Source organism: Veillonella sp. T11011-6 (genome assembly GCF_002959755.1).
GTDB lineage: Bacteria > Bacillota > Negativicutes > Veillonellales > Veillonellaceae > Veillonella.
The window spans coordinates 193108-207335 of record NZ_PPCW01000001.1 but is presented as its reverse complement, the minus strand read 5'-3'; the positions used below and the strand labels follow the sequence as shown (position 1 = coordinate 207335).

The 14228-nt window shown below is 36.3% G+C and carries 13 protein-coding genes; all 13 read right to left on the bottom strand.

Annotation, left to right across the window (positions count from 1 at the left end):
- Positions 1-226: 226 nt before the first annotated feature.
- Positions 227-922 carry a hypothetical protein gene (locus VRHSUH10_RS00900; RefSeq protein ID WP_105089093.1) on the bottom strand — a complete coding sequence of 232 codons (696 nt, stop codon included), beginning with the start codon at positions 920-922 and terminating at the stop codon, positions 227-229.
- A complete protein-coding gene (locus VRHSUH10_RS00895) occupies positions 906-1460 on the bottom strand; it encodes a lytic transglycosylase domain-containing protein (RefSeq protein ID WP_105089092.1) in 555 nt (184 codons plus the stop codon). The genes VRHSUH10_RS00900 and VRHSUH10_RS00895 overlap by 17 nt, the downstream gene beginning before the upstream one ends.
- A 156-nt stretch (positions 1461-1616) precedes the next feature.
- Positions 1617-2231, bottom strand: coding sequence for a dephospho-CoA kinase (coaE, locus tag VRHSUH10_RS00890; RefSeq protein WP_105089091.1), 615 nt, complete (start codon positions 2229-2231; stop codon positions 1617-1619).
- Between the two features lie 34 nt (positions 2232-2265).
- On the bottom strand, positions 2266-4887 hold the full coding sequence (gene polA / locus VRHSUH10_RS00885; protein ID WP_105089090.1) for a DNA polymerase I: 2622 nt from the start codon (positions 4885-4887) through the stop codon (positions 2266-2268).
- A gap of 152 nt (positions 4888-5039) precedes the next feature.
- A complete protein-coding gene (gene rpsT / locus VRHSUH10_RS00880) occupies positions 5040-5300 on the bottom strand; it encodes a 30S ribosomal protein S20 (protein ID WP_004692998.1) in 261 nt (86 codons plus the stop codon).
- A gap of 138 nt (positions 5301-5438) precedes the next feature.
- Entirely contained in the window at positions 5439-6611 is a 1173-nt protein-coding gene (locus tag VRHSUH10_RS00875) for a phosphopentomutase (RefSeq protein WP_105089089.1), read from the bottom strand.
- Between the two features lie 21 nt (positions 6612-6632).
- Positions 6633-7166 carry an NUDIX hydrolase gene (locus tag VRHSUH10_RS00870; protein ID WP_105089088.1) on the bottom strand — a complete coding sequence of 178 codons (534 nt, stop codon included), beginning with the start codon at positions 7164-7166 and terminating at the stop codon, positions 6633-6635.
- Between the two features lie 125 nt (positions 7167-7291).
- Positions 7292-8017, bottom strand: a complete 726-nt coding sequence (locus tag VRHSUH10_RS00865; protein ID WP_105089087.1) for a hypothetical protein — start codon at positions 8015-8017, stop codon at positions 7292-7294.
- 13 nt (positions 8018-8030) lie between these two features.
- A complete protein-coding gene (locus tag VRHSUH10_RS00860; RefSeq protein WP_105089086.1) occupies positions 8031-9500 on the bottom strand; it encodes a hypothetical protein in 1470 nt (489 codons plus the stop codon).
- Positions 9501-9510: 10 nt separating this feature from the next.
- Positions 9511-10998 carry an AAA family ATPase gene (locus VRHSUH10_RS00855; protein WP_105089085.1) on the bottom strand — a complete coding sequence of 496 codons (1488 nt, stop codon included), beginning with the start codon at positions 10996-10998 and terminating at the stop codon, positions 9511-9513.
- Between the two features lie 194 nt (positions 10999-11192).
- Complete coding sequence (gene dut, locus VRHSUH10_RS00850) at positions 11193-11642, bottom strand: dUTP diphosphatase (RefSeq protein ID WP_005386875.1); 450 nt, start codon at positions 11640-11642, stop codon at positions 11193-11195.
- Positions 11643-11652: 10 nt separating this feature from the next.
- Positions 11653-13722, bottom strand: a complete 2070-nt coding sequence (locus tag VRHSUH10_RS00845) for a polyribonucleotide nucleotidyltransferase (protein ID WP_105089084.1) — start codon at positions 13720-13722, stop codon at positions 11653-11655.
- Between the two features lie 231 nt (positions 13723-13953).
- Positions 13954-14220 carry a 30S ribosomal protein S15 gene (gene rpsO / locus VRHSUH10_RS00840; RefSeq protein WP_005386879.1) on the bottom strand — a complete coding sequence of 89 codons (267 nt, stop codon included), beginning with the start codon at positions 14218-14220 and terminating at the stop codon, positions 13954-13956.
- Positions 14221-14228: the final 8 nt, after the last annotated feature.

Genomic DNA, 14228 nt, shown 5'->3' with positions numbered 1-14228 from the left:
TCTTTTTTTCAAATACCTTAATTAGGCTAATCATAAATGAAAGAGTGGACATAAGCCCACTCTTTTAAAAGATTTATATAAAAGTCATATATAGTATATCACATTTGCTGTGTATATACAAATTCTACGCTTTCTTATGGGCTTTAACCAAACATTCCCACTTAGATTATTTCATATGAATATAAAATAACTCAAAAAATAGCATAGTCATATATAATGATTATCCTTAGTCAGCGCGTTCATTTAATCCTTTTAATATAGGACCCAAATGTTCACGTAGAACTGCAGTTAAATCATCTAAATTTTTAGCATCTAGGTGATGGTCTATTTCAGGATAGTTTTTATAACGAAGTTCTGCAAAGTATTCATCACGCAATTCGTTATAATATAGCAATAATCCTGTACATTCGTCCATCTTACGATACTCACCGATAATAAAAGAACCATTAATCATCCGGATTGCATGAGCTGGATCAACATCACATACAAAGCCTTCTAGTTCTTTAGGCATAACCTCGGAAAAATCCCATTTAGGAATGCCTCGACGACGATAGGTAAAGGTAAAGTTATTCGCTGGCTCTATTAACATATTCGTTAACCCTTTGACACAGCGATCTTGTAATCCTTGCCAGAAAGACTCTAAATCAGCACGTACAAAAGAAATATCAACAAAAGAAAATAGTGGCATTTCAATATGTACTGTATAGTCCTCTACCTCTTTATCATATAAGGCAGACCATCGCCACCCCCAATTATTTTGATAATGGAAAATAGGTACCTTTAATACCTCTTCACCGGCTCCGAGACGCTCAAGTAGTGCCGTATAATCAGCTTCATTGGACGCCACTAAAGTAAATCCCTCAATCTGCTGAGGCAACCATGAATAATCTAATGCTTTACAAGCTTCAATAATCGTTTCCATATAATGCCTCGTACTTTTCTTGATACTGTAAGACAGCTTTTACATAGCTACGCGTTTCAGGAAAAGGTATGGTATCAACCATGCCATTCCATTTATTCTCATTGAGCCAAGATTCCACATGACCACGTCCCGCATTGTACGCAGCTAACGCTTGCACCTCATCACCATTAAATTCCTTTAACAAATGACCTAGGTACCATGTACCTAACTCAATATTAGTTTCAGGCTCTTTTAACTGGCGATCTGTATAATTTCCATGTCCAACTTGTTGAGCTACCCAGCGTGCCGTATCAGGCATAAGTTGCATCAATCCAAGAGCGCCTGTTTCTGATTCGGCAGTATTTTTATATTTACTTTCAGCTAAGATAACACTAGCTACCAAGGAGGGTGGTACTTGTTCCTTTTCAGCTGCAGCCATCACTACATCTCTATAGTTAAAGGGGTACGCCACTTGACGCGCTATAGGATCATCTAAATGAGTAAAATAAAACCACCCAAGTACGACGCACGATAGCGCCGTTGCCGTTGCACGTTTCATATATCCCCCTTTCCTTACACAATCTTTATCCGATTTTAATATCGATACAATATACTAATCCACCAAATATTAGGTTACTATTATACTAAATTTTATGGGCTTATTATACCATTTAATAGTTATTTTTATATACCAATTTTAGTACACAATAGACAATTATTTCGTTTCTTGTAAAACTGTCTCTATACGCTCATTCCAAATAGTATTCAACTGTACTGTCAAATCATGAGGCGTACCATTATTATCAATGATTACATCTGCATAAGAACGTTTATCGTCGAGTCGCATTTGACTATTGATGCGAGCCAAAGCATACTCTCTAGTATATCCATTGCGACTCATTAAGCGATCTATCTGAGTAGGCTCGTTTACATAAACAAGCCACACCTCATCCATCATGGTATACCATTCCCCTTCGATGAGTAATGGAATATCATAGATTAAAATTGGCGTATTACCTTGTTCATATTGAGATGTCAATTCCATAATACGATTGCGTATATGTGTTTTTAGACAGCTATTTAATAATTGTCGTTTTTCTTCATTGTGAAAGACTATAGCACCAAGCGCTTCACGATTGAGTGTGCCATCATCCTGTAAAACATTAGAACCAAAGGTATCTACAATGGCATTTAAGCCCTCAGTCCCTGGCTCTACTACTTCGCGAGCTACAATATCAGCATCGATATAGGGTATTCCTTTGTCCTTAAAATAGGTAAGGACTGTACTCTTGCCTGATGCAATACCACCAGTTAAGCCTATTTTAAACATATATACCTTCTAACACGTAATACTATCAATTAAACTATTTTACCAATGCCCAGTTCTCAGCATGATGCACATCTACAATAAGAGGAACATGTAATTCTACGACAGATTGCATTGTAGAACGCAATAATTCTTCAACTGCTTCTAATTCTTCATTTACTACTTCTAATACAAGTTCGTCATGTACTTGTAATAAAAGTCGAGATTTGAAGTTTCCTTCCTCTAGTTTTTGCTCAACTTGGTTCATTGCTAACTTGATAATATCTGCAGCAGTACCTTGAATTGGTGTATTCATCGCCGTACGTTCAGCAAAGGAACGACGGTTAAAGTTGCGGCTGTTAATATCAGGAAGTTCGCGTTGACGGCCGAACATGGTTCTAACCTTACCAGATTCATGGGCCTCCTGAACCATACGATCCATGTACTCTTTAACCTTAGGATAACGGCTAAAGTATAAATCAATATAGTTTTTAGCTTCTCCTCGTGTGATACCAAGGTCGCGAGATAAGCCAAAATCAGAAATACCATAAATAATACCGAAGTTAATGGCCTTTGCATGAGAACGCTCTTCGCTTGTTACATCCTCTTGAGCTTTACCTAGTACCTCTGCCGCAGTAAAACGGTGAATATCCTTACCATCAACAAAGGCTTTGATCAAAGCTTCATCGCCAGAAAGATGCGCTAAAATACGTAACTCAATTTGAGAATAATCGGCACTCACTAATGTGTCATACCCTGCACCAGGATAGAATAAAGCACGAATTTCACGGCCTTTTTCAGTACGAACAGGAATATTTTGTAGGTTAGGATCAGAGGAACTGAGACGTCCTGTAGCCGTAACCATTTGATTAAACGTTGTATGAATACGCTTAGTCTTATCATTAATAAGAACTGCCAAGCCTTCACAATAGGTAGATACTAATTTTGCTACAGAACGGTATGCCAAGATTTTTTCCACGATTGGACTCTCATTACGTAGCATATCAAGTACTTCAGCATCCGTAGAATATCCAGTCTTAGTCTTCTTAATAACTGGTAAGTTCATCTTTTCGAATAAGATAACACCTAGTTGTTTAGGAGAGTTTATGTTGAAAGTTTCACCTGCCAAATCATAAATCTCTTGTTGTACTTGAGCTAATTCCTCTTTAAAGCGAGCTGTCGTTTCAGCCAGTTTATTTGTATCAATGTATATACCATTTTTCTCCATTACTACTAATGTATGAATCAATGGCAACTCAATAGTTTCATATAAAGACCATAACTCTTCACGTCGAGCAGATTCACAAGCTACATCGTTCATAGCAAGTAATGCTTTCACCATAGATACACACTCTACATCTACGCTACCGCTGGCAATACTAGGCACAGAGAAACGTTCCGTTAAATATAGATACCCGTAGTTAGTACGCGTAGGATCTAACAAGTATGCTAGAAGAGACATATCATGGACACGAGCTGTTTTATCATCATTGAATAAAGAAATCTCAGCTGGTGCATCTTCACCAAAGGCTTCAATAATCTCTTTAGTTTGAGTTGTAACGATGGCTTTAGCACCTTGTAAAACAGCTAATACAGCTTTAGTATCATCAGTTTTTACAATAGTATCACCATTAGATAAATACGCATTCGTTACTGTTCTAAATGGAGTCTTACCATCTAACACAACATGTACTGCCACCGTTTTATCTGTATAGAAATCAGAAGTCAATGCTTTTGCATCTGCTAAATCGTCTAGAGAAATTTCCTCTTGTGGAGCAAATAAAGAGCCGGGATCACCAAAAGCTGCTTCCTCTCCGCCCATCACTTGAACGATACGAGGGGTTAATTTGGTAAAACCTAAAGTTTCAAATAAAGGCTGTACCTCAGAGGTATGGAAATTTTGTACAAAGTCTTCTACCTTGTAAGATAAGTCCATATCCGTTTTGATGGTAGCTAACTCACGAGATAAGAACGCTAAGTCTTTGTTTTCAACTAGTCGCTCTTTTAATTTCTTACCAGAAATATCTTCAATGTGGTCATATACAGACTCAAGATTACCGTATTCTGTAATCAATTTAAGAGCCGTTTTTTCACCTACACCTGGTACACCTGGAATATTATCGGAAGAATCCCCCATAAGAGCTTTCATTTCAATAACCTTATCAGGACCATAACCATAAAGTTCCTCCATGTTATCTAAAGTAACCTCTAACATGTCAGAAATGCCTTTTTTAGTTAGGAATACATGACTATGTTCTGTTACGAGTTGAAGGTTATCGCGGTCACCAGTAATAATTTTAACGGCCATCTCTGGTGTACCAAATTTCTTACTTAAGGATCCGAGGATATCGTCCCCTTCAAAACCTTCTTCTTCGATAACACAAATGCCCAATGCTTTTAATACATCTTGAATAAGGCTAAATTGAGGTCGTAAATCCTCTGGTGCATCTGGACGATTACCTTTATATTCGCTATACATTTCTGTACGGAATGTCTGACGACCTTTATCAAATGCTACAGCAATATAATCCGGATTGATTTCTTCGTACAATTTAATGAGCATTGTTAAGAAACCGTACACCGCATTCGTTGGAGTACCTAAAGCAGACTTCAACGGTGGTAATGCAAAGAACGCACGGAATAACAAACTACTACCATCTATAATCATTAATTTTTTCATAAGACACCTCACTTAATTCTATCCTTTATTATAACATAAGGTAACTTATTATATATGCAAAAAGGGACTCTCAATAGAGAGTCCCTTTAAAGATGTAGATATAAAAAAACAACCCCGTATCGCTAGGCAACAAGAGGTTGTTGACGCTCAAATTATAAAGCGTTTACTTTAGCTGCAAGATTGGATTTTTTGCGAGCTGCAGTGTTTTTATGAAGTACACCTTTGGAGGCTGCTTTATCAATTACGCTAGTAGCATGAACAAGTGCTTGTTTTGCTTCTTCTACTGCGCCTGCTTGAACAGCTTCAACGGTTTTACGAGCTGCTGTACGGATTTGAGATTTCACAGCGGCGTTTTTCGCACGACGTTCAGCATCCGTTTTTACGCTTCTAATACTGGATTTAATGTTTGGCAATTGAGTCACCTCCTTAAAAATCGTTTCTTATACCTGAATGATTATATCATACTAGATATTGTGACGCAAGAACTTATTATATGAAAATATAGTTTACTCCTTAATAATAAAGCTTCTTTTTAGATATTACATTAAAAATTATTTACTAAGTTTCTCTAAAAACGATGTTCCAATGCCCCATTGTTTTAAACCAAAGTTTTCTAAAACTGTTTCACCTATGTCTGCAAAACTTTTTCTATCTCCAAGATTTATAGGTCCATTCATTCGTGGACTATATCCAAGAATAGGTACTAATTCACGGGTATGATCTGTTCCCTTCCAGGTTGGATCATTACCATGGTCCGCAGTAATAAGCAATAAATCGTCATCATTGAGCATTGGTATTAAACCACCAAGTTGGTAATCAAAATCTTCAATAGCTCGTTTATAGCCTTCTACATTTCTGCGATGACCGTAAAGGCTATCAAACTCAACAAGATTAACCATCATAAGACCGTAATCAAATGTAGCCCCTAATAGATATGGAACCATATTCATGCCATGAGCATTAGATTTTGTAGGATAACTTTCATCCCAACCAACATGGGCATAAATATCTCCAATTTTACCGACTGCTACAGTTGGAACATCCGCATCTTGTAACTCTTGTTGTACCATTTTTTTCTCCGGCATGCGACTATAGTCATGACGGTTAGATGTGCGTACAAAACTACCAAGTTCACCTACAAATGGACGTGCTATGATACGGCCTACATAGTAGTCTCCAACGCAAACCTTATCACGGGTAATTTGGCATATACGATATAGCTCATCTAAAGGAATCACATCCTCATGGGCTGCAATTTGAAATACCGAATCTGCCGAGGTATATACAATAGGTTTTCCCGTTTTAATATGCTCCGCACCTAGCCGTTCAATAATTTCTGTACCAGATGCAACTTCATTACCTAAATAACCATAGCCCGTTTCCTTTGTGAAAGTATCCATTAATTCTTTTGGAAAACCTTCGTAAAAGGTTGGGAATGGAACGGTAACAGGATGCCCCATCATCTCCCAATGACCACTCGTTGTATCTTTACCAGTGCTGAGCTCCGCCATACGACCAAAAGCACCGTTAATGCTTTCACCGGTATCTGCAATATCGGCAATAAGTCCGAGTCCTAAGGATTTCAAATTTGGGCAATGAATTCTACCTGCTTTTGATTCTATATGACCTAATGTATTAGATCCTTCATCACCAAATTTTGCAGCATCTGCGGCATGACCAATACCTACAGAGTCCATAACTAATAGGATAATTCGTTTAAACATATATCCTCCTATTACGTACTATTATTTGAGGTACGGCATTGCAAGCATAAGCGCTGCCAAAGATTTGCTATCCTTAATTTGCTCCGCCTTGATAGCCTCTAATAATTCAGGTAAAGTAAAATACTCAAGTTCAACGTATTCATCTGGATCCCAATTAGTTTCGCCCATAGTAAGATCTTTTGCTAAATATAAATGTAGTACTTCATTACAGAAACCTGGGCTTGTTGCAATAGTGCCTAATGGAATCCATTGGTTCGCACTATACCCTGTTTCCTCTGCTAACTCACGTTTAGCACAGTTTAGAGGCTCTTCATTAGAATCAAGTTTTCCTGCAGGAATTTCAAGTAAAGGCTGTTGCAAAGCATAACGGAATTGGCGTTCCATTACAATCTTATTATCTTCTGTAACAACCACAATAGCTGTAGCACCAGGATGATGAACAACCTCACGCCACGCTTCATTACCGTTAACATCAGCTATATCATAAGTAACTTTAATTAGTTTACCATCAAATTTCATTTCGCTAGATTTTTGTATCTCTTTGCTAATTGCCATATATAGTTCCTCATATATATAAATAGTTTTACACTATAAAATTTATATTTTATTATAACACAAAATAGTCTAGCAAATTTAAGGTTCTTATGACTTATAACATAAAATCTAATAAATTAAAGGCCCTATTTCAAATCATAATCCTTAAATTTTACTTTATACCCTAGGGAATTCAAAGTTTCAAATAACCCTCTTTTCTCATTATTACTTTTATTTTGTCTATTTTCTTTATTAGATGTGAAATTATCACCTTTATATTCAACATCAGGTCTCAAACTTTTTTGTAAATATGCTGGCAATACAATATCTTTAAACTTAATTCCAAGATCGAATAATTCTCTCATATTTTCGGCCTCAACTTGAATACTTGGTTTACCAAAAAGCCCAATATATCTAATGTTTTTAAGTTTTTTATTGATAGTATATATTTGGTTTTCATTAGCGCATAAATAAATTAGTTCGGGCATTTGAGTAACTAAATCATCTAATTCTTGTTGATTAAATACTATATTCTCCACCCTAGATAATATATTTTCATCAGATGTTAAACAACGCAATCGATTTAACTTTTCTTCATTTTTCTGAATCTCATATACTTCTACATCTAAATCTTCATACTCTATACCAAGAATATTGCATAATTTATTAACATAAGATGTATCATTAGTATCAATTGAGATAATCTGAGATACTATATCATTATAATCACGTGCTTCTAACCATATTTTTAATTTTTCATTATGATAATATCTTAATATACTTTTAACATCCGCATATTGCTGTAATTCTTCTAAAGTTCTAACTTTTATACCATTAGAAAACTCTAATGGAAATTTTATCTTTTTTGCCATATATAATTACCTTTTAAAACCAATTAAATGGATTTAAAGCCTTCGCTACAGATTTAACACCACTACAAATCGCACTGCCAACTGATTTAACAGTACTTACCGCACCTTTTACAATTCGTTTTGCTCCATTATATACTGTCTTGCCAATGACTGACCCAGCAATAGCACCAACAATACCACCTATAACATTACCAATACCAGGGGCTATAGATCCTAATGTTGCACCTAATTCTACACCAGATAAAAAACCAAAATGGCTCGCTACTCCAATAGTGGTAGCTTCTCCCATACCATCAACAGCTTCTATAGGTGTAATATCACCATTTCCTAATTTATATAATACTTTTGCATTTTCGATAATTACTGCTCCAGCCAATCCCAATGATGCTGCAGAAGTATTCTTAGCTATTGGTAGAATACCTTTTCGTGTTGCAACTACAAGTGCACCTGTTGTCGCAGCTTTAGCGCCCGAGTCTGCACCTGTTATAAATGCAGTTTTCATAACTTCATCAGATTTAACATCTCTACCGCTCAGCAAATCGCCCATCACTTTAATGGAGGTACCTAAAGCTGCGCCTGTAATACCAGCAAGCATCATTTGTTTTCCAATATTAGTGATTAGTTGCTTATTTTCGTAATAACTCCATTCTTTCCTTCTTAAAGCTTTTCCATCTTGTACCCTATTTTGCAAATTTTTAGCTTGTCTTTTACTTAGTGCATCAGAAGAAACCCCATCTTCTGTTTTAATTTGATCTGATACTGTTTTTTGTTTACTAAGTTTTGACTTAACAACGTCAGTTTGACTTTTAGGGACTAATATACGTTGATTATTATAATTTTTATCATTTACCATATTGGCAGTTGCATTTGCATCTTTACCAAATTTTACTTGGTGTCGCTGTATATTCTTTTGTCCCCAAAACTTATCATCAACAGCTATATCTACAGAGTTTTTACCATATGTTTGTCCTGCTTCTGGTTGCAAAACACGTGCTCTAAAATTAGAATTCTCTAATGCTGCATTGGCATTAAATGTATTTACTAATTCTTGTTCAGCTATAAACCCATCTAAATTAGGATTTTGATTAATAGTCCCTGCTTGTGTAGTTACTACATTAATCATATCCTCATTACATCTTACAAGTGTACTGTCAATCTCAGATAAATATTGCGTAAATCTTTCAGCAGTAAAAACTTCTCCACCTTTTAAAATTGCATTATTAAGCCATGCACTTCGACTTACATTATTCGATTTCGCCTTTTTATAATCATCTTGAGCTTTTTCATAACGTTCTAACGATTCTATACTAGACTTTGCAAGTTCATCAGCCTCTTTTTCATTTATTTCAGGCATTTCTGATTTAAAGTAATCCTTTAACCATACTTGGTTTGATACACCTGATTTATTTACAGAATTATCATAAGTAGTAGTTGCTTTTTTTAGTAGACCTTCAAATGCTTTCACATTAAAAGTATTTGCCATAATTCCTCCATTATTTTGAAGCATTTTTAAATTTCTTTTCTTTATAAATCTTAATCATATCATCTATAGATTTACTCATGATAACCTTTAATGAATGTGTATTATCAATAGATTTAATAATATCTTCAGTAGTAACTACGTTACGTTCGGATGTGAAAGCTAATTCTATAGCATCCTTTACAACACCTTCAATATCTGCACCACTATATCCATCTGTTTTACTAACAATTTTGTCTAAATCTATATTAGCTAAATCTGTTGGACGTCTTTTTTCTAGATGAATTTTAAAGATTTGTTCTCGCTCTTTATTATTTGGAAACTCAACAAAAAATACTTCATCAAGGCGACCTTTACGTATCAATTCTGCAGGTAACTTATTCACATCATTTGCAGTCATAATAACAAAAACTTGGCTTTTCTTCTCTTGTAGCCATGTTAAAAAAGATCCAAGTAATCTATTAGTAATATCACCTGTAGATGAACCACCACTAACACCAGAGAACGCTTTTTCAATCTCATCAATCCACAAAACACATGGAGATATATCTTCCGCTATCTTTATTGCTTTACGCATATTTTGTTCAGATTCACCGACATACTTCCCCATAATTCGCCCCATATCTAACCTTAACAATGGAGTATTAAATAGTTTAGCAGTCGCTTTAGCACTTAACGATTTACCACAACCCGGAATGCCCGCAATAAGAACTCCTTTTGGCATATCTACACCAAAAGCTTTAGCTGCATCAATATCTTTATATATTTTTGCCTTATTTTGAATCCATTCTTTTAAAACTTCTAAACCACCAATATCATTCATGGTTTCATCTAATGCAATCATCTCAAGAACGCCAGACTTCTTAACAATTTGTTTTTTTTGTTCTAGCACTAACTCAAGATCATTAGATGTAATTTCACCATCATCTGCATAAGATAATGCTAAAATATTTTCAATCTCATACTTTGATAGCCCTCTAAATGCATTAACAAGCTTTCCTTTCAATATATTATCAACTGGAATATCTTGTTCGTTACAAAATTGTTCAATACATAAAGCTATCTCATTTGGTTTAACTGCATCTTCATCTATAATTGTTACGAATGGCTCCAATTCGATTGGTAATTCAATATTTTCCCCCAATAAAACTAATGTACACTCTTCAACTCTGCCTGTAGTAATTAACTGAGCAATGTATTTTAAAAGACCAATAACTTTTGGATTATCAATATGATGTCTAATATCTTTCAAAATAATAAGAGAGTAATTTAAATCTTCGCCACCGGTAGATACCAAGAATTGTAACATCGAATCTAATGTTATATCATTAGCATCTGATTCATTTACTATCATACCAATTTCTGACCATTGAATTACAGTTCTACTATCACCTAGATTTGTTAATATATTAACAGCATTAGGCTCATCATACGTGTTATACATTAAAATAGGGAAACCTGCATCCATATATCTAGATAGTTTATCTTTTGATGTGTTCATAATTATCTCCCTTACACCCAAAATTTATACCCCAAACAACACTTCATCTAAAGTTCATGAATTATCATATCATATAATCATATAATTGAACACTTTATTATGAGTTAAAAAGTTTACATAACATATTAATACATAAAAAGCCGCCCAACATAGGTTGAGCGGCTTTCATCATTCTATTCAGAATTGTATGTAGTTTACATTGTACCAGTGCTACCGATACCACCTGTACGTACGCCTGTTGCATCGTCATCGTTTGTGAGTAGGTATTTAGAGAATATACCTTGGGCAACGCGTTCGCCTTTTTCAAGGGTAACTGTTTCTTTGCCAAAGTTTAGGAGGGCAATCATGATATGACCTTCGTTCTCCTCATTATTGTAGTAATCGCTATCGATGATACCAGTACTATTCACAAGTGCAAGATGGCGTTTAATGGCCATGCTAGAACGGATATGAATAGCAAGATATTCGTCATACGCCATGAAAGCTTTAAGACCTGTTGGAACGAGTACTACTTGACCTGGTTCTAAAGTAACAGCTTCAGCGCATTCAATATCATAGCCTGCACTTTCTGTTGTTTTACGTGTCGGTAAATTGATATCTTGTTCTTCAAAAGCAGAAACTACTTCAAAGCCACGAATATCCATGTAACACCTCTTATTTTAAACAATCCTTACGAGACAAGTTGATACGGCCTTGTTTATCGATTTCGATAACTTTTACCATAATCTCATCCCCTACATTTACTACATCTTCTACATTTTCAACGCGTTCTTTTGCAAGTTTGGAAATGTGTACAAGACCTTCTTTACCTGGTAATACCTCTACGAAAGCACCAAATGCCATCAAACGAGTTACTTTACCAAGGTATACTTCACCTACTTCAACCTCTTTAGTAAGGTTTTCGATGATTTGTTGAGCTTTAGCAGCACCTTCTTGGTCTACAGAAGCGATGAATACTGTACCATCATCTTCGATATCGATTTTAGCGCCTGTTTCATCGATAATACCACGAATTACTTTACCGCCAGAACCGATTACATCGCGAATCTTATCTGGATCGATTTTCATTGTAATGATGCGTGGAGCATATTGAGACATTTGTTGACGTGGTTCAGCAATTGTATCAAGCATGATGCCCATAATATGCACACGACCTTTATGAGCTTGTTCTAATGCTTCATGAAGGATTTCACGGGACAAGCCAGAAATCTTGATATCCATTTGAATAGCAGTTACGCCTTTTGCTGTACCAGCAACCTTGAAGTCCATATCGCCAAGAGCATCTTCCATACCTTGGATATCTGTTAAGATTGTGTAGTGTTCGCCTTGAGTTACAAGACCCATTGCAATACCAGCAACAGGAGCTTTAATAGGTACACCAGCATCCATCAAAGATAATGTGCAACCACATACAGATGCCATGGAACTAGAACCATTGGATTCCAATACTTCGGATACAAGACGCAATGCATATGGGAATTCTTCTTCGCTAGGAATAACAGGTACCAATGCACGTTCAGCCAACGCACCATGACCAATTTCACGACGGCCAGGACCGCGGGAGGAACGAGTTTCACCTACGGAGAAGGATGGGAAATTATAGTGGTGAATATAACGTTTTTCTGTTTCTAAACCAATGCCATCAATTGTTTGAGTTTCAGACAATGGAGCTACAGTAGCAACGTTCAATACTTGAGTTTGACCACGCGTAAATAAACCAGAACCATGTGTACGAGGTAATACACCTGTACGACAAGAGATAGGACGTACTTCATCAAGTTTACGACCGTCTGGACGAATTTTTTCAACAGTAATCATATGACGCACGATTTCTTTTGTCATTGCATCAAATGCTTTATTTACATCCGCTAAGTTATCTGGGTAGATTTCTTCAAAGTGTGCTAATACATCGGCACGTACTTCGCTTTCTTGTGCATCACGTTGTTGTTTATCTGCACAACGTACTGCTGCGTCAAGTTTATCATGACCATAGGCACGAACAGCTTCAGCAATTTCAGCAGGCACATCTTTGCTTTCGAATACGCGTTTTTCCTTGCCTACTTTAGCTTTCATGTCTTCTTGGAAAGCTACGATTTTTTTGATTTCTTCATGAGCTGCCATGATAACTTCAAGAATAGTTTCTTCTGGAACCTCTTGAGCACCACCTTCAACCATGAGGATAGCATCTTTTGTACCAGCTACAACAATATTAAGATCTGTTGCTTCCAATTGTTCTTTTGTTGGATTAACAATAAATTCACCATTGATACGACCCATGCGAACGCCTGCGATAGGACCATTCCAAGGAATATCAGAAATAGACAATGCAGCGGAAGCGCCAATCATACCACAGATTGCAGGATCACAATCTTGGTCAACAGACATAACAGTTGCCACTACGTGTACTTCATTACGTACACCTTTATCGAATAATGGACGAATAGGACGGTCAATCAAACGGCTATTCAAAATCGCAGATTCAGGTGGACGCGCTTCACGTTTAATAAAGCCACCTGGTAAACGACCAACAGCGTACATTTTTTCTTCATAGTCTACTGTAAGTGGGAAGAAATCGATATCCTTCGCCTCTTTAGAACCTGTAGCGGTAACGAGTACACGAGTATCGCCATAACCAACCATTACAGCACCGCCAGCTTGTTTTGCAAGTTCCCCAGTCTCGATCGTAAGCGTACGACCAGCTAGGTCCATTTGGAATTGTTCCATTCCTATTCCTCCTAAAAATCTTCTTATATGTATACTTTTTTATTATATATCATCAAGAAAAAATAAGCTAATTATTATAGCAATTAGCACAATAAAAAGGACAGAGTTGCCGCTCTGTCCTTTTTTTCGTGTTGCCACAATTGAATATCGGCATTCGTTTCCCTTTGCCTATCGTTATTATAACATAGAGAAATAAAATAAAAAAGCCGTCCTATAGGACGGCTAGTTTTATTATTTACGAAGACCAAGACGTTCGATAAGGGAACGGTAACGTTCGATATCTTTACGACGAAGGTAGTCAAGCATGTTACGGCGTTGACCAACCAATTTCAACAAACCACGACGGGAATGATGGTCTTTTTTGTGTTCTTTCAAGTGATCTGTTAAGTATTGGATGCGGCTTGTCAAAATCGCAACTTGTACTTCTGGAGAACCAGTGTCACCTTCATGAGTAGCGTATTCTTTAATTACTGCTAATTTAGCTTCTGTAGTTAACATTAATGTTA

What these genes read in the sequence shown, in the direction of transcription:
- VRHSUH10_RS00900 (WP_105089093.1), bottom strand. Translation starts at nt 922, where the DNA reads ATGGAAACGATTATTGAAGCTTGTAAAGCATTAGATTATTCATGGTTG.
- VRHSUH10_RS00895 (WP_105089092.1), bottom strand. Translation starts at nt 1,460, where the DNA reads ATGAAACGTGCAACGGCAACGGCGCTATCGTGCGTCGTACTTGGGTGG.
- coaE (WP_105089091.1), bottom strand. Translation starts at nt 2,231, where the DNA reads ATGTTTAAAATAGGCTTAACTGGTGGTATTGCATCAGGCAAGAGTACA.
- polA (WP_105089090.1), bottom strand. Translation starts at nt 4,887, where the DNA reads ATGAAAAAATTAATGATTATAGATGGTAGTAGTTTGTTATTCCGTGCG.
- VRHSUH10_RS00875 (WP_105089089.1), bottom strand. Translation starts at nt 6,611, where the DNA reads ATGTTTAAACGAATTATCCTATTAGTTATGGACTCTGTAGGTATTGGT.
- VRHSUH10_RS00870 (WP_105089088.1), bottom strand. Translation starts at nt 7,166, where the DNA reads ATGGCAATTAGCAAAGAGATACAAAAATCTAGCGAAATGAAATTTGAT.
- VRHSUH10_RS00865 (WP_105089087.1), bottom strand. Translation starts at nt 8,017, where the DNA reads ATGGCAAAAAAGATAAAATTTCCATTAGAGTTTTCTAATGGTATAAAA.
- VRHSUH10_RS00860 (WP_105089086.1), bottom strand. Translation starts at nt 9,500, where the DNA reads ATGGCAAATACTTTTAATGTGAAAGCATTTGAAGGTCTACTAAAAAAA.
- VRHSUH10_RS00855 (WP_105089085.1), bottom strand. Translation starts at nt 10,998, where the DNA reads ATGAACACATCAAAAGATAAACTATCTAGATATATGGATGCAGGTTTC.
- dut (WP_005386875.1), bottom strand. Translation starts at nt 11,642, where the DNA reads ATGGATATTCGTGGCTTTGAAGTAGTTTCTGCTTTTGAAGAACAAGAT.
- VRHSUH10_RS00845 (WP_105089084.1), bottom strand. Translation starts at nt 13,722, where the DNA reads ATGGAACAATTCCAAATGGACCTAGCTGGTCGTACGCTTACGATCGAG.
- rpsO (WP_005386879.1), bottom strand. Translation starts at nt 14,220, where the DNA reads ATGTTAACTACAGAAGCTAAATTAGCAGTAATTAAAGAATACGCTACT.